Here is a 15,351-nt window from a genome sequence, read left to right on the forward strand (position 1 = left end):
GGTTAACTAAGTTGGAAGCCCATCTTTAAATGGCAAACCCACAGGAAACAGATGAAACGTCATAACAACAACATAGCCCTGCCGGTACTTACCCTGACGGCGGTTTTGATCGCGCCTTTCAACGCCCTTGCGGCAGACACCGTTCAGGATATCGCAGCAAAAACGGTGCCATTCCAGACCAAACCACGAGTGTTCGTCTTATCCGATATCGGTAACGAACCCGACGACCAGATGTCACTCACGCGTTTTCTGCTGTACAGCAATGAAATGAACATAGAAGGTTTGGTTGCCACCACCTCAACCTGGCAGCGCAATAAAGTCAGCCCGGAGATGATGGAATTGGTAGTGGGACATTATGCCGAGGTGCAACCTAACCTGCTGAAACATAAACCGGATTACCCGAGTGCGGCTACGCTGAAAGCGTTGATCGCCGCCGGACAAGCCGCTTACGGCATGGCCGATGTCGGTGCCGGGAAATCGACTGCGGGTTCGGCATTGCTGGTCAAAGCCATTGAACGCTCGACGGACAGTAAACGCCCGCTGTATATCAATCTGTGGGGCGGCGCTAACACGCTGGCACAGGCATTGACCGATCTGTCAGCCAGCCATCCGGCAGATAAGGTAACGGCGCTGACGAAAAACCTGATCGTCTATTCCATCTCGGATCAGGATGATGCCGGGCACTGGATTCGCGTCCATTACCCGCAGATCACTTACATCGTTGATCCTTCCAGTCAAAAAGGTGAGGATTATGCGCGCGCGACCTGGACCGGAATTAGCGGCGACCGTTATTACCGCAATGCCCCAGGCGCAGATTTCACCACCGTGTCGCAATCCTGGCTGGACAAGAACATCCGCAGCAAAGGACCGATGGGCAAAGGTTATCTGCAATACGCCTTTATCATGGAAGGGGATACCCCCGCATTTCTCGGATTGATCCGTAACGGACTTGCCAGCGAAATGAACCCTGGCTGGGGCGGCTGGGGTGGGCGTTACATCGTACGTACGCCGCAAAACGAACCGCATCCGATCTGGACCAGTGGCGGTGACTTTTTCCCCGGCAACCCGAATGGCGCGGATACGGTGACCGGGGCCGATGGTCAACAATACACCTCCAATCAGGCCACTATCTGGCGCTGGCGTGCAGCCTTCCAGCACGATTTTGCGGCACGTATGGACTGGACCATCAAGGACTTCCAGCACAGTAACCATAATCCGCAGGTGGTGGTAAATGGTTCATCAGGCCAGCAACCGCTGTTTATCAAGGCCAAAGTGGGCGAAACCCTGCGCCTGGATGCCAAAGGAACGCAAGATCCTGACGGCGATAAACTCAGCTACCAATGGTTCGCCTATCCTGAAGCGACCTCGGCCATTTCCCAGCAGATCGACATCAAACAAGTACAGGGTGTGCGTGGTGAAGACTATCTGAGTGCTCCACCAGTTTTGCAGGTAACGAAAGAGAGCGGGAATCAGGCGGAGATAACAATCCGTAATCCGGGTACGGAGCACGTAATTCTGGCCGTGACCGATAGCGGAACACCTTCGCTCACCTCGTACCGTAGAATAATTGTGAAAGCAGAGTAACAACGCTTTTGCCAAATGCATGGCGACGTAGCGGCGCGATTTATCGCGCATTCCCGTGCGCGCTGTCGGTAAAAACGCGCGATAAATCGCGCCGCTACGGATCTGATTAATGTTTTTCTGCCGCGTTTGCCTGCTTCTTATTCGCCAGATGATGGCCCACCACACAGCCAACCGCAGCGCCGATAATGGCATGATGCTTGAGGTGCCCGACCGCGGCGCCGGCAGCCGCACCTTTCAGACACCCTGCTGCCTGTACCTGGGTGGTGGCGGATAATAGCAGGCCCAACGTGACAACCAGCATCGAAAGCTTACGCATGTAAATTTAGTCCACTGAATTTAATAAGATATGGCCTGACAGCGTAGCGCTTTTCATCACAACAGATGATGAACAATTTTGCAGATCACCCGGCAGAACTGTAAGCATCGGTTAATAAATATGTTCTATTTTCATAGAGATAAAGAAATTGCTAACCGGGTCCCCTGCGTGATCAGGTGGGAAGTGATTGGGGCACAGAAATGGCTGATATGGAAGCCTGACTGCCGATACAAAAAAGGCCGCCCTGTGGGCGGCCTGTGCCGGGCAGCAACAATTATTTGATCAGTTCAGCTGACAGGTAAGCACCGTTATCCACGCGGGCACCGGTAATTTTATACGCTGCACCCGCCTGTTTTGCCTGCGCCGCGATTTTCGCTTCTGCACCATCCAGCGTTGAGGCGGATGCAGTGATGCTTTGTGCAAAGCTACCGAAAGAAACCAGTGACAGGGCGGCAACTACAACGAAAGTTTTGATAGATTTCATGGTCATTTCCTCAGAGATTATTGGTATGTGGTGGGGTGTTGTGCCCCGATGTGAGAGAGAATAGACCTCTAACCGGAGGAGTAACAGCGGAGGGTTTTGCTGAAAGAATTCAAAAAAATTGAATAATTGATATACCATCCCGCCACCTCTTAAGCGCTGATAAACCGGGGAAAGCAACCGCTTTATCAACGTTTTGCGAAGGGGTTCATATTCTTCTCCTTCCGGCCAAAAAATCACCTCTCGCCAATTGTAATCGATTACTTTTAAGGTATTTTGTAATCGATTACTTAAAAATAAGGTTATGAAAAATGATGAAAAAGTTAATGGTTTTGGCAGGTCTGGTGACGTCATTGGTCCTTCCCATCCCGCAGGCCAGCGCGGCAGATGTGGAAAATGAAATCGCGCTGCAAATGTACACCCTGCGCAATGTCGGTACCCCGGCTGAACAGTTTGCGATGGCGCATAAAGCGGGCTTTAAGCATGTGGAACTGGTGGGTACGCACGGATTAGATGCCGCACAAATGAAATCGCTGCTGCAAAACAATCAACTCACCGTCACCTCAGCGCATGTGCAATTGTCGGCACTGGAGCAGGATTACCAGCCCACCGTGGCGTTTAACAAGGCTATCGGCAACCACACCATTATTGTGCCGTGGATTGAGCCGCAGGACCGCCCGGCTAGCCAACAAGGCTGGATTGAGTACGCACAAAAGCTGGATAAGCTGGGGGCAAAATTACGCAAGGATGGCATCCAACTGGGCTACCACAACCATAATTTTGAGATGAAAAAATACGGTGGCATCACCGCTCTGGAGATCATCCTCAACCATACGCAACGCGATAACCTCAAGCTGGAAATGGATGCGGCCTGGGTATCACGCGGGGGTCAGGACCCTGCCCGCCTGCTGAAAGCCTATCCGGGGCGGATTTATGCCCTTCACGCCAAAGACAACGCCGGTATCGGGGTGCGTGATGATGAAATGAATTTTGCACCGCTGGGTGACGGTCTGCTCGACTGGAAAACCATTTTACCCGCCGCCAAAGCCAGCGGCGTGAAGTGGTTTATCGTTGAACACGACCTGCCAAAAGATCCGTGGCAGATCATCACCACTTCACATCAGAATCTGCGTGCGGCGTTGGAAAAACTGCCGCACTGAGTTGTCAGGTGCTGGCACGTACTTCCAGGTGCCAGTCCATAATGACTCTCTCCGGCGGGGAGTCCGGGTTTTCGATCTTCGCCAGCAGCAGGGTAAAGGCTTTACGGCCAATATCGCGTGAGGGTTGTACGATGGTGGTGAGCGGCGGCGAAACCATTTCCGCCAGTTCCGTGCCATCAAAACCGGCCACCGCGATATCCTGCGGCACCCGCAGGCCGGCCTGCTCAATCGCTGACATCGCCCCCGCTGCCAGCGTATCGGAAACGGCGAACACCGCATCCGGTCGCGTTTCGCGCTTCAACAACGTTTCCATTGCCTGCTTACCGGCATGAAAACTCAGTTCACTGGCATAAGTGATCGCCTGCCAATCCTGTTGAAGCGAGGCCAGTTCCTGCTGATAACCCTGCTGACGCAATTGGGCATACTTGTAGCTGAGATCGTGATTAATCAGTGCAATGCGCTGGCGGCCCTTCCCGGCCAGATAGCGTACCAGTTGACGTGAAGCATCAATGTCACTGATGCCGACACAGGAAACATTCCCGGCGTCGGCATATTCGGCGCATTGCACCCAGGGAGTGGTGCCAATCAATTCGGTTAATTCAGGCAGGGTGGTGATGGCATCCATGGTGATGACCCCATCCACAATTTTGCCGGAGAGCAGTTGCAGGCTGGAGCGTGAGCGATTGATATCTGAACCTGAGTTGCACAGTAAAATTCGGTAGCCGTTCTGCTCGGCCTGCTCCTCGATCCCTTTGACCAACTCAGCGCAAAAGGGATTGGAAATATCAGAAACCAGAACCAGTACCATGGAACTGCGTGATGTACGCAACTGGCGCGCCAACAGGTTCGGTTGATAGTTGCTCGCTTTGATTGCCTCCAGGACTTTTACCCGATTTTTTTCCTTTACGGTGTCGCTGTTGTTCAGCACACGCGAAACCGTGGCAACGGAAACGCCCGCCAGCCTGGCGATTTTTTGGATGGACATGTTGGCAATATTTCCTGCTGAGAAACTGATGGCATGCAGGCTACCATAAATACGTAAGCCCGGCATCGACCGGGCTTACGCGTCATCACGCAACCGTCATCCAGCGCTGTTGCTGATGGCTTTGCACAATGGCATCAACAATCGCCATCACCTGCGCGCCGTCAGCAAAAGTGGCAAACGTTGCCGTACCGCCCGCAGGCATCCCTCCCTGCTGCACCGCCGCATAGAACTGTTGCATCATGGCGCGGAATGCGTCCGGCCAGCCCTCAATATGGCCGCCCGGAAAGCGTGCCCGCCCGGCAACGTCGGCATTCATCAGGGATGGATCGTCCGAAAGCACCCGGTTAGCCTGGTGCCGGTAACCCAGCCACAACTGTTGCGGCGTTTCCTGATCCCATGCCAGCGAGGCCGCACTGCCGCTCACCTCAAGGTTGAGACGATTTTTGCGTCCGGCAGAAACCTGCGACACGCTGAAACACCCCTTGCTGCCATCGTCAAAGCGAAACAGCACGAATCCCATATCTTCGGTAGTCACCGGACGGTCTTCATAGCAGGCTTGCTGCTGCCGGGCGCTGAAAGTGGATACCGCGTTAAGATTGGCTTTGCGTGTCGGCCAGACGATTGCCAGGTCGGCCAGCACCGCGACGATTTTACGTCCGGTAATGAACTGAATGGTGTCGCACCAGTGTGAACCAATGTCAGCTACCGCGCGCGACACTCCTCCCTTCCCGGCCTCAACACGCCAGTTATAATCGGTTTCTTCCAGCATCCAATCCTGCAAATAACTTCCCTGCGCCGCGAATAATCGGCCCAACTCCCCCTGCCGCAACATGCTGGCCGCCTGTTGCACCATGGCAAACTGACGGTAAACAAAACTGACGCCGTGTACCACGCCCGCTTCATCCGCCAGTCGCACCAGTTCAGCCGCCTCTTCCAGCGTCATGCACAACGGCTTCTCTGAAAACACATGTTTACCCGCCTGAATAATCTGGCGATTGATCGCCGCATGCAGATGATTCGGCGTGCAGTTATGGACCGCCTGCAAACCGGGATGGCGTAAAAACGCCGCGACATCGCTATACGCATTTGGAACATTGAGCTGCGACGCCCGCGCTTCAGCGCTCGCCTGGTCGCTATCGCAAATCGCCACCACCTGAACATTGCCGAGTCGGCGCAGCGCTTCAATGTGCGCCGGACCGATAAAGCCGGTACCGATAATGCCAACATTAATCATCTCCGACACCTCCCGTCAGGCCAAGCTGAGCGCGAACGCTGGCGCGTGAGTCACTGCCTGCGGCAAAGTCATCAAACGCGCGATCTGCCACCGGAATAATGTGCTGACGAATAAATTCTGCCCCCTCGCGCGCGCCGGTATCGGCATCTTTCAGGCAGCATTCCCACTCCAGCACGGCCCAACCGTCGTAGTCGTACTGCGCCAGCTTGCTGAAAATGCCTTTGAAGTTAATTTGTCCATCGCCGGGTGAGCGGAAACGTCCGGCGCGATCGATCCAGCGTTGATAGCCGCCATATACGCCGCTGCGTCCGTTAGGTAAGTACTCAGCATCCTTCACATGAAAGGCTTTGATGCGCGCATGGTAGATATCGATAAATTGCAAATAATCAATATGTTGCAGATGTAGATGGCTGGGATCGAACAGAATATTGCAACGGGGGTGGTTATTCACCGCCGCCAGAAAACGCTCGAACGTGATGCCATCATGCAGATCTTCCCCAGGATGCAGTTCATAGCACACATCCACGCCATGCTGATCAAAGACATCCAACACGGGTCGCCAGCGACGTGCCAGTTCAGCAAACGCCTCCTCCAGCAACAATGGGTTATGTGGCGGCCAGGGATAAAGATAGGGCCACGCCAGCGCCCCCGAAAACGTGGCATGTGCCGTTAATCCCAGCCTGGCCGATGCAGCGGCGGCCCGTTTCACCTGCTCCGTCGCCCATGCGGTGCGTTGGGTCGCATTCCCACGTACCGCCAGCGGGGCGAAACCATCAAATGCCGCATCATGTGCCGGATGTACGGCAATCAACTGCCCCTCGAGGTGGGTGGATAATTCACTGATCGCCAGACCATATTGCGCCAGCGAACCCATCACCTCGTCACAATAGGTCTGGCTGGTCGCGGCCCTTTCGAGATCAAAAATGTGTGGATGATTACAGGGGATCTGCAACGCCTTGTACCCCAACGCGGCAGCCCACTGCGCCAATCCCTCCAGCGAGTTGTAAGGTGCCCCGGCACCAATAAACTGTGACAGAAAAATACCCGGACCTTTTAACGTCTGCACAACCACCTCCAAAACCATCAATCACGATATTTAAATGAAAACAGGAAAATGACAGCGATAACGGCAGCGGCAACCGCCGGTATCCACCAGAACAGGGCCCAGCTTTGCGCCGATACCTGACCCGCGACCAGGTGGTTATACAGCGCACCCGAAATTTGCGAGCCGAGCAGCATGCCGATACCGTAGGTAAACATCACCACCATGCTTTGCGCCTGGCCTTTCACTTTTTCGCCAGCAACGCGGTCGGTGTAGATAAAACCCACCACAAAGAAGAAGTCGTAACAGACGCCGTGCAGCAGAATGCCAAGCCAGATCAAGGCACGTCCCTCTTCCCCCATCCCTAAGGCAAACAACGCATAACGCACGAACCAGGCACACATCCCCACCAACAGCATGTATTTCACACCCAGTCGGCGGAACAGCAACGGGATCACCAGCATGAAAAAGATTTCTGACATCTGGCCGAAGGACATGATGGTGCTGACATTCTCAACCCCGGCGTCAGATAACCAGGAAGCGGTATAGGCGTAGTAGGTACCGAGCGGAATCGAGATCAGCGTGGCGCACAACGCAAAGATAAAGAAGTGCCGAATTTTCAGCAGCGCAAAGGCGTCAGCGCAGAACAAATCCCGCACTTTGAACGGCAGACCTTTAGCGGGCGCAGGGGTGTGCGGCAGCGTCAGGCTATAAACCGCCAGCATCACCGAACAAATCGCCGCCACGGAGAAAATTGTGGTGCTGGCGGCAATGCCGGTGACACCGATAAAAATACCCGCGACGATCCAACCAATAGTGCCAAACACGCGCACCACCGGAAAACTCTTCTCACTGCTCGCCAGGCTGTGGAAAGCAATGTTGTTAGTTAATGCCAGGGTTGGCATGTAGCACAGCGTGTAACCAAACAACAACGCGATCAGCTGCGCGCCGTTTTCGGCGATCATCGCCTGGGGGACAAACCACAGAATCACCGCCCCTGCCAGATGCATCACCGCCAACACGCGCTGCGACGGAAAGAAGCGGTCCACCAGCATCCCCAATACGAAAGGGGAGAGAATCGACGCAATCGGTCCGGCGGAAAACGCATCGCCAATCAGTAACGCCATATTGTGTTGTGTCATCACCAATCCGAGGGTGACCGACCAACTTCCCCAGATAAAAAATTGCAGAAACATCATCAATGACAGGCGTGGCACCAGCATGCGCTGGGCGACTGCTGTGTTTTCAGAATCTTGTGTTGTAGACAGCATATAAGCCTCACAGAGAAAAGTAATCGATTACAATTCACGACGAAATGAAAAGTAATCGATTACAAAATAAATATATCGCAGGTTGATCACATTTTTAAACATTGGGAAGTGACGACTTCAGCACCTGACCCGGTCGGCATCAATGCCGCCGGTGGAACGTTGAAGATCCAACGGTGAAATAACGAGAACCGAAGTTTGTTTCCCGTGATATAGTTTTTCGCAATATCTTTTCTCACCCGCCAGGTGAATAACATGAAAACCGATATCAGAAATCTGGATCTCAACCTGTTGAAAGCACTCGACGCGCTGTTGGATGAACGCAGCGTCACGCGCGCTGCGGAGCGGTTATCTCTGACGCAGCCCGCCGTCAGCGGTATGCTTACCCGGTTACGTGAATGCTTTGACGATCCGTTATTCACCCGCGCGCAGCGTGGCATTGTGCCCACCTTGCGTGCGCTTGAACTGGCAACGCCGGTAAAAAACATCCTTGCCGAAGTTGGGGAGCTGCTGAAGCCGCGTGAATTTGATCCGGCAACCGCTGAGATGACCCTCAACGTCGCCGCGACAGATTATGCGTTGCGCGCTGTCGTGGTGCCGTTTATGGCCGCCTTACGTCAGCAGGCACCGGGCATCCGTGTGGCGGTACTCCCGGTCAATAACGACCTATTGCCGATGCAGTTTGAACGTGGCGCGGTGGATGTCGCGCTGATTACCCCAGAAACCACCCCACCCGAGTTACACGCAAAAACGCTATATGCGGAAGATTATGTATGCCTGCTGCGCGCCGATCATCCACTGGCACAATCCGGCGTCCTGTCATTAGATGAGTTCTGCTCCCAGGATCATGCGTTGGTGTCGTATGTTGGAGGCAGTTTTTATGGTGTCACCGATGAAGCACTGGCGGCACTGGGACGTACTCGCCGGGTAACGCTCTCGGTGTGCAGTTTTCTGGTTCTGCCGGAAATCCTGCGCGTGAGTGATTTAATCAGCGTGGTACCGCGCAGGCTGGCATTGAACACCGCCGGGTTGAAAATCGTGGCACCGCCATTGGATATCCCAGGCTTTACCAAATCCGTCGCCTGGCATGAGCGCACCCATCGCGATCCGGGACATCGCTGGTTGCGAGAATTGTTGTTTTCCACCGCGTTATGAACCGTTAAATCAGGCCAGAGGATCAGATGATTTCTAAAGATAATGCCGAGCACTACATCTGGGGTGAAGGATGCGATGGATGGTATCTGGTCAAACGCCAGGACATGCTGGTTATTCACGAAAAAATGCCACCGCATACCGAGGAAAAGCGGCATTACCACGCCGTATCCCGACAATTTTTCTTTGTCGTGAAGGGCGTGCTGACCATGGAGCTGGAAGGTGAAAAGCAGGAAATCGCTGCGTTGCAGGGCATCGAAATTCCTCCCGAGGCAAAACACCAGGCCAGAAACGACAGCGATGACGCGGTAGAGTTTATTGTTATTTCCCACCCTACCACGCGAGGCGACCGCACTGACCTGCCCGATTTAGCATAAACGGGCAGGCTGGTATCCGCTGATTACCTACGAGCGTCGGGACGCAATTGGCGTAAAAGGTACATTTTCGTTGCCACCGACACCAGCAACGCCAGCGCTAATCCCCAGACAAACACCTGCATCATTGCCTCGTAACTGCCGGTACTTTGTCGCAGCAGAGAGGATACGGACGATCCGACCAGCCCTGCGAGCGCCCAGGCGGTCAGCACATATCCGTGGATAGCACTGACCTGGCGGGAGCCAAAAATATCGCCAATATAGGCAGGCAACGTGGAAAAACCACCGCCATAGCAAGTCATGATCAACAGCAAAACCGCTTCAAACAGTAAGACGTGCTGCAATGAGGGCAGTAGCCAGAACGCGACAATTTGCAGAGCGAAAAAGATAATGTAGGTATTGGGACGACCAATAATATCGGAGAAAGATGCCCACGCAATTCGCCCCAGCCCATTAAATAACCCGATCATCCCAACCAGCGACCCCGCTGCCAGTGCTGATATACCCGTTGCTTCCTGAGCCAGTGGAGAAGCGACGGAAATTAACGCAATACCGCAGGTGATATTTATAAACATCATCAGCCACAACCCTAAAAAACAGCGAGTACGGACCGCTTGATTGGCTGTCATTGGCATCACGCCCTGAGCCGGTATTTTGCCGGGCTTCACCTTTTCCCGCGCGGGTTGCCAGTCTGGTGGCGGTAATTTCAGACAGGCTGATGATAACAACATAATTGCCGTGTAACTGATTGCCTGTAGGAAAAAGGTCTGAGCAATACCTACCGAGCCAATAAGTAAACTCAGAATCGGCCCGCCTAAAAAAGCCCCAAAGCCGAAGCCCATAATGGCGAGGCCCGTTGCCAGACCGCGCCGGTCAGGAAACCATTTCATCAACATCGATACCGGGGTGACATATCCCGTCCCCAGCCCAAAGCCACCGACCAGGCAAAAAAACAGTAACAAACCTAAGCGCAACGTATCGTTCGATATCATGCCAGAGGTGGCTACACCGGCCCCCATCAGACCGACACCCCATAAACCCGTGGCGAGAAACCCCGAAAATCGCGGCCCACGTCGCTCAACAACATGCCCCATGACCGCAGCAGACATCCCCAGTACAAAAATAGCCAGACCAAATGGCAACCCTGCTTCAAACTCATTCCAGCCAAAGGCATCCATAAAAGGCTTTTTAAATACACTCCAGGCATAAACTGAACCTAAAGAAATATGGATACCCACCGCTCCGGCTGCGATAACCCAACGGCAATTCATAAAAATCCCTTTATCAAATAGTAATCCATCTAAATTCTATATATGTTCCATTTCCTTATGAAAAGGATAAATTTCTTATTTAAATACATTTCATATATAAACAAAAACAACCTGAAAAACTCATAAACAGACGAGAGATGACACGGATAACACTCTAATATATAAGAAAAAAATCATGTTTTTTTGATGTTTAATATTTACCGAGGATATTCAGCAGCATGACAGGTGCCCGGCATAACCGGACACCGTCAGATACGGGCAGTTATTCTATGCCGAGATAACCGTCCATATAGGTTTGTGCAATCGCTTCCGACATGTTGTTGCGCCAGCGCGGCGATAACGTGGCGTCATCTTTATATTCTTTACCGGCAAAGTGCGAGGTTCCACTGATTGATTTTATGAACTCATCGCTGTGGAAATAGCTGACTCTTTTCTGCGCATCGGCGCTGGAGACACCTTGTGCACGATCTTTTTTGCCCAGTTGCCAGAACTGGGCAAAAAAAGGCGTCGCCATGCGGATGGAGTCAGCCTTGTTCATCACAAAATTGGGATCCGAATCTTCGACTTTATAGACGAATTTAGTCGCATGCCGTTTGGCGCTGGTATCCGTTTGCGCACAACCATTCAGTAACAGGAGAGATAAAGCGACAACACTCACAATGCGGAGGTTTCCATTCATTAAAAAGCTTCCTTTTGCATAAAACGATTGATTTATCATCAGCCCTGTCGGGCTGAAACCAGCACCTCGGGGTGCTGGCCGGGATCAGTCAGGTGAATTCATCGATTGTCATTCACCACCCTTTCACCCTCTTCCGTTAGTCTTACCTCGTAATAGCGTGACATATCCGTGGGCGAGGCAATGAATTCAATCAGCCCCGACCGCATCAATGACGCCAAACTTCGGCAGGTAATATCCCTTCGTTTGCACATTTCAATTTCAAAATCACATTTCATTTCCAGCCCTATGGCTTTATCACCACGTAGCCGGTGCTTAGTGCCACTTTGCATACGACGCAAAGTAATCAGTTTTGCCTGTGAAATTCCCATGCCTTCCCTTCCCCTGGATAAGATCAATAGTTATGAATAACTGCTGAACGAACGGCCTCGCGCTTTCGGACCATTGCGGTCCAACGCTTTTTATGAAATCACTGGGGTACGACACATAATAAGAATATCGAAAAGAAATTGTAAATATTACGTAAGGCAAATTAAGACTGGATTATGTGTCCGACAACCGTTACTACTAGCAGAAAATGGCCGCGAGGCCCGGTATGCACTGTAAAACTACCCGTGATTATCGTCACTACTAAATTTGGTAGTTGCTTTATTTACCTGGATTGGCACTGAGGCAGATCAAATGAATAAGCCGGAAACGTATATGTTGTTAGCACTGGAGTGTTCCAGAAATGCGCTGCCGGACTGTCGGCCAAACCCGCCCGTGGGTTGTGTGATCGTGAGAAATGGCGAGGTGGTCTCTTCCGGTTTTACCCAATCACCGGGCTTGCACCATGCAGAGATTGCTGCCCTGTCGAAGCTTGAGATACCGGTGAATGATTGCGATATCTACGTCACGCTGGAGCCATGTTCGTTTCAGGGAAGAACCCCCTCGTGTGCAAAGACGCTGGCCTCACTGAAACCGAATCATATCTACATTGCATTACTCGATCCTCATCCAAAGAATCAGGGTGCGGGCATTGAAATATTGCAGCATGCAGGCATCAGCTTCACTTTGGGGATTTGCCAGAATGAGGTTTCCGAATTCCTTTCTGAATACCTGATATCATCAGACCTCTGATTGAATCTCTGGCCGATAAAATAAAATAGATACCAGGTCGATATATAAGGTTAATGGGTCTTTCACACAACCTGGTGCGACGCATTCCCTTCTTGCCACCGCTGCCAAAAAGTCAACCGACGAAATAATAACGAAACGGCATTTATTCCCGCCATTTATTGATCAATAAAAACCCATTATTGTAATTAATAATAATTCTCATTATAGTTCGCGTTTTCATTTTTGTTGGCAAAGGACAGATGACAAATCTCATGATGAAAACAATATCCCGCTATTCTCTACTGGCTTGTCTTATTGCGTACAGCCTTGGAAACTCCCCTGCATTTGCAGACGAAATAATAAGTGAAACGCCAGTGCAACAACTGGCGATCAGCGATAAGAAAAGCAGTAGCGACAATACTCTGGTCGTCACCGCCCGCGAGCAAACCCTGCAAGCGCCTGGCGTCTCCATCATCGACAGTGAAGCCATCAAAAAACACCCTATCCAGCGTGATGTTTCTGAACTGATCCGCACCATGCCCGGCGTGAATCTCACCGGTAATTCCAATAGCGGCCAGCGTGGTAATAACCGCCAGATTGATATTCGCGGTATGGGCCCCGAAAACACCCTGATTCTGGTTGACGGGATGCCGGTCAGCAGCCGCAACTCGGTGCGCTATGGCTGGCGTGGTGAGCGTGATACCCGTGGCGACAGCAACTGGGTGCCGCCCGAAATGATCGATCGTATTGAGGTTATTCGCGGCCCGGCGGCCGCGCTGTATGGCAATGGCGCGATGGGAGGCGTGGTCAACATCATCACCAAACCGGCAGAAAAAGAGTGGCATGGTAATTTCAACACTTATTACAACGTGCCAGAACACAAATCTGAAGGGGCAACCAAACGTTATAACGCCAGCCTGAGCGGTGCTTTAACGGATAATCTGACCCTGCGCCTGTATGGCAACTGGAGTAAAACACAGGCAGACGCGCAGAATATTAACAGCGGGCATGAAGCTGAGCGTAGCGGTAAATACGCAGGTATGGTGCCGGCAGGCCGTGAAGGGGTGATCAATAAAAACATTAATAGCGTATTGCGCTGGGAGTTTATGCCCATGCAGGCGCTGGAATTGAATGCGGGTTATAGCCGCCAGGGCAACCTTTACGCCGGTGACACGCAGAACACCAACAGCAGCACCCTGGTTAAGGAAAATTACGGTAAAGAAACCAACGTGATTTACCGGCAAACACTCTCCCTGAAATATACCGGTGCCTGGGATAACGGCGTGACCACCAATAATTACATTCAGTTCGAGAAAACCCGTAATAAAAGACTTAACGAAGGTCTGTCCGGTGGACTGGAGGGATTATTCAGCACGACCGATGAAGGTTTTTCTACCATTGATCTGAATGATACCAACCTGCATTCCGAGGTAAACATTCCCTTTGACGGGTGGGTCAGCCAGACAATGACCTTTGGTGCGGAGATGAATCATCAAACGATGAAAGATCCCACCTCCAATACTCTGACCAATACTTCGGAGGTTGACGGCGTCTCCAGTTCCGGGCGGAGCATCTATAGCTCAGCCAATATCTATGGCATCTACACTGAAGATAATATTGACCTGACCGACTCAACCCGACTGACTCCGGGATTACGTTTCAATCATCAAACCTACACCGGCAGCAATATCAGCCCCTCGCTGAACCTGTCGCAGGATTTGGGAGAAGATTTTACCCTGAAATTGGGCATTGCCCGTGCCTGGAAGGCACCTAACCTGTACCAGACCAACCCCAATTATCTGCTCTACAGCAGCGGCAACGGATGCTACGCCAGTTCCACCAGCTGTTATTTACAGGGTAATAAGGATCTCAAAGCCGAAACCAGCGTCAATAAAGAGATCGGTATCGAGTACCATCATGAAGGGGTGCAGGCCGGTTTGACCTGGTATCGTAACGACTATCACAACAAAATCGAGGCAGGCTATTCCCCGGCGTACAGCAACGGTACATCAAACATCTATAAATGGCAGAACGTGCCAAAATCTGTCGTTCAGGGGCTGGAAGGCACGCTGAATTTTCCGATCAGCGAAAATTTGACCATGAACAACAATTTCACTTACATCATCGACAATAAAAACGAAACCTCTGGTGATTACCTGTCGATTATCCCGAAATATACCATTAACTCGACGCTGGACTGGCAGGCAACCAACGCCCTTTCTGTCCAGGGAACCATGACATGGTATGGCCGCCAAAAGCCGCCTAAATATAACTCCCAGGGTGAGGACACGTCCGGCAGTGAAAAATGGCAGGTTTCCCCCTATGCCATTTTTGGTGCGAGCGCAGTTTATAACATCAATAAAAATATCGATATCACAGCGGGTATCGATAATTTGTTAGATAAACGCCACTTCCGCGCAGGCAACGCGCTGACCTCGGGCGCCAACGGCACTTACGCTTATGGTGCAGGAGCGCGCACCTATAACGAGTCGGGACGTACTTATTATATGGAGCTCGGGATGCATTTCTGACAGAAAGCCGCCTGCTGCCATCTTTAGCCCGGCAGCTATGATGTGCACTGACTTGCATTTAAAACGGAAAAGGCCGCCTTGCGGCGACCTCTTCCGGCACTTCCCTGTACGACCATCCGTTATTTGTACAGTTCTGCGGTCATGTGAACACGGTTATTGGTGTTCGCTTCGGTGATTTT

Annotated in this window: 15 protein-coding genes; 6 read left to right on the top strand and 9 right to left on the bottom strand. The window is 52.0% G+C overall.

Going from position 1 to position 15,351, the window contains the following annotated elements; all coding sequences use genetic code 11:
- The first annotated feature begins 51 nt into the window (after nucleotides 1-51).
- Nucleotides 52-1,584: a DUF1593 domain-containing protein gene (locus L579_RS17835; protein WP_021185582.1), complete on the top strand. Its 1,533-nt coding sequence runs from the start codon at nucleotides 52-54 to the stop codon at nucleotides 1,582-1,584.
- 106 nt (nucleotides 1,585-1,690) lie between these two features.
- On the opposite strand, the gene L579_RS17840 is transcribed toward L579_RS17835, so the two are convergent.
- Nucleotides 1,691-1,900, bottom strand: coding sequence for a hypothetical protein (locus L579_RS17840; RefSeq protein WP_021185583.1), 210 nt, complete (start codon nucleotides 1,898-1,900; stop codon nucleotides 1,691-1,693).
- Nucleotides 1,901-2,174: 274 nt separating this feature from the next.
- Complete coding sequence (locus L579_RS17845; protein ID WP_021185584.1) at nucleotides 2,175-2,384, bottom strand: DUF1471 domain-containing protein; 210 nt, start codon at nucleotides 2,382-2,384, stop codon at nucleotides 2,175-2,177.
- 311 nt (nucleotides 2,385-2,695) lie between these two features.
- On the opposite strand from L579_RS17845, the gene L579_RS17850 reads away from it, so the two are divergent.
- A complete protein-coding gene (locus L579_RS17850; protein WP_369758293.1) occupies nucleotides 2,696-3,541 on the top strand; it encodes a sugar phosphate isomerase/epimerase family protein in 846 nt (281 codons plus the stop codon).
- A 4-nt stretch (nucleotides 3,542-3,545) separates the two neighbouring features.
- Here L579_RS17850 and L579_RS17855 read toward each other — a convergent pair whose 3' ends face one another.
- The 4 genes from L579_RS17855 to L579_RS17870 all read right to left on the bottom strand — a co-directional run bounded on the left by L579_RS17855 (nucleotide 3,546) and on the right by L579_RS17870 (nucleotide 8,073).
- Nucleotides 3,546-4,526: a LacI family DNA-binding transcriptional regulator gene (locus tag L579_RS17855; protein WP_036627362.1), complete on the bottom strand. Its 981-nt coding sequence runs from the start codon at nucleotides 4,524-4,526 to the stop codon at nucleotides 3,546-3,548.
- An 85-nt stretch (nucleotides 4,527-4,611) separates the two neighbouring features.
- Complete coding sequence (locus L579_RS17860) at nucleotides 4,612-5,760, bottom strand: Gfo/Idh/MocA family protein (RefSeq protein WP_021185587.1); 1,149 nt, start codon at nucleotides 5,758-5,760, stop codon at nucleotides 4,612-4,614.
- On the bottom strand, nucleotides 5,753-6,826 hold the full coding sequence (locus tag L579_RS17865; protein ID WP_021185588.1) for a sugar phosphate isomerase/epimerase family protein: 1,074 nt from the start codon (nucleotides 6,824-6,826) through the stop codon (nucleotides 5,753-5,755). The genes L579_RS17860 and L579_RS17865 overlap by 8 nt, the downstream gene beginning before the upstream one ends.
- Nucleotides 6,827-6,843: 17 nt before the next feature.
- Nucleotides 6,844-8,073, bottom strand: coding sequence for an MFS transporter (locus L579_RS17870; RefSeq protein ID WP_036627292.1), 1,230 nt, complete (start codon nucleotides 8,071-8,073; stop codon nucleotides 6,844-6,846).
- Nucleotides 8,074-8,325: 252 nt separating this feature from the next.
- Between L579_RS17870 and L579_RS17875 the strand changes: the two genes are divergently transcribed.
- Nucleotides 8,326-9,225, top strand: coding sequence for a LysR family transcriptional regulator (locus tag L579_RS17875; RefSeq protein ID WP_021185590.1), 900 nt, complete (start codon nucleotides 8,326-8,328; stop codon nucleotides 9,223-9,225).
- Nucleotides 9,226-9,251: 26 nt separating this feature from the next.
- A complete protein-coding gene (locus L579_RS17880) occupies nucleotides 9,252-9,599 on the top strand; it encodes a cupin domain-containing protein (RefSeq protein WP_021185591.1) in 348 nt (115 codons plus the stop codon).
- 23 nt (nucleotides 9,600-9,622) lie between these two features.
- Here L579_RS17880 and L579_RS17885 read toward each other — a convergent pair whose 3' ends face one another.
- The 3 genes from L579_RS17885 to L579_RS17895 form a co-directional block, all read right to left on the bottom strand.
- Nucleotides 9,623-10,867, bottom strand: coding sequence for an L-lactate MFS transporter (locus L579_RS17885; protein WP_021185592.1), 1,245 nt, complete (start codon nucleotides 10,865-10,867; stop codon nucleotides 9,623-9,625).
- A gap of 262 nt (nucleotides 10,868-11,129) precedes the next feature.
- Nucleotides 11,130-11,585 carry an Exc2 family lipoprotein gene (locus L579_RS17890; protein ID WP_235056621.1) on the bottom strand — a complete coding sequence of 152 codons (456 nt, stop codon included), beginning with the start codon at nucleotides 11,583-11,585 and terminating at the stop codon, nucleotides 11,130-11,132.
- A gap of 59 nt (nucleotides 11,586-11,644) precedes the next feature.
- A complete protein-coding gene (locus tag L579_RS17895; RefSeq protein WP_036627298.1) occupies nucleotides 11,645-11,914 on the bottom strand; it encodes a hypothetical protein in 270 nt (89 codons plus the stop codon).
- A gap of 310 nt (nucleotides 11,915-12,224) precedes the next feature.
- On the opposite strand from L579_RS17895, the gene L579_RS17900 reads away from it, so the two are divergent.
- Nucleotides 12,225-12,662: a bifunctional diaminohydroxyphosphoribosylaminopyrimidine deaminase/5-amino-6-(5-phosphoribosylamino)uracil reductase RibD gene (locus L579_RS17900; protein WP_021185594.1), complete on the top strand. Its 438-nt coding sequence runs from the start codon at nucleotides 12,225-12,227 to the stop codon at nucleotides 12,660-12,662.
- A gap of 254 nt (nucleotides 12,663-12,916) precedes the next feature.
- Nucleotides 12,917-15,172, top strand: a complete 2,256-nt coding sequence (locus tag L579_RS17905) for a TonB-dependent siderophore receptor (RefSeq protein ID WP_369758294.1) — start codon at nucleotides 12,917-12,919, stop codon at nucleotides 15,170-15,172.
- Nucleotides 15,173-15,351: the final 179 nt, after the last annotated feature.

It is taken from the genome of Pantoea sp. AS-PWVM4, assembly GCF_000468095.1.
In the GTDB taxonomy this organism is placed as follows: domain Bacteria; phylum Pseudomonadota; class Gammaproteobacteria; order Enterobacterales; family Enterobacteriaceae; genus Pantoea; species Pantoea phytobeneficialis.

Bases quoted from the DNA above. Each gene is read 5' to 3' on its own strand.
- L579_RS17885 (WP_021185592.1), bottom strand. From the start codon at position 10,867: ATGAATTGCCGTTGGGTTATCGCAGCCGGAGCGGTGGGTATCCATATT.
- L579_RS17850 (WP_369758293.1), top strand. From the start codon at position 2,696: ATGAAAAAGTTAATGGTTTTGGCAGGTCTGGTGACGTCATTGGTCCTT.
- L579_RS17860 (WP_021185587.1), bottom strand. From the start codon at position 5,760: ATGATTAATGTTGGCATTATCGGTACCGGCTTTATCGGTCCGGCGCAC.
- L579_RS17890 (WP_235056621.1), bottom strand. From the start codon at position 11,585: ATGATAAATCAATCGTTTTATGCAAAAGGAAGCTTTTTAATGAATGGA.
- L579_RS17840 (WP_021185583.1), bottom strand. From the start codon at position 1,900: ATGCGTAAGCTTTCGATGCTGGTTGTCACGTTGGGCCTGCTATTATCC.
- L579_RS17835 (WP_021185582.1), top strand. From the start codon at position 52: ATGAAACGTCATAACAACAACATAGCCCTGCCGGTACTTACCCTGACG.
- L579_RS17870 (WP_036627292.1), bottom strand. From the start codon at position 8,073: ATGCTGTCTACAACACAAGATTCTGAAAACACAGCAGTCGCCCAGCGC.
- L579_RS17880 (WP_021185591.1), top strand. From the start codon at position 9,252: ATGATTTCTAAAGATAATGCCGAGCACTACATCTGGGGTGAAGGATGC.
- L579_RS17905 (WP_369758294.1), top strand. From the start codon at position 12,917: ATGAAAACAATATCCCGCTATTCTCTACTGGCTTGTCTTATTGCGTAC.
- L579_RS17845 (WP_021185584.1), bottom strand. From the start codon at position 2,384: ATGAAATCTATCAAAACTTTCGTTGTAGTTGCCGCCCTGTCACTGGTT.
- L579_RS17895 (WP_036627298.1), bottom strand. From the start codon at position 11,914: ATGGGAATTTCACAGGCAAAACTGATTACTTTGCGTCGTATGCAAAGT.
- L579_RS17855 (WP_036627362.1), bottom strand. From the start codon at position 4,526: ATGTCCATCCAAAAAATCGCCAGGCTGGCGGGCGTTTCCGTTGCCACG.
- L579_RS17900 (WP_021185594.1), top strand. From the start codon at position 12,225: ATGAATAAGCCGGAAACGTATATGTTGTTAGCACTGGAGTGTTCCAGA.
- L579_RS17875 (WP_021185590.1), top strand. From the start codon at position 8,326: ATGAAAACCGATATCAGAAATCTGGATCTCAACCTGTTGAAAGCACTC.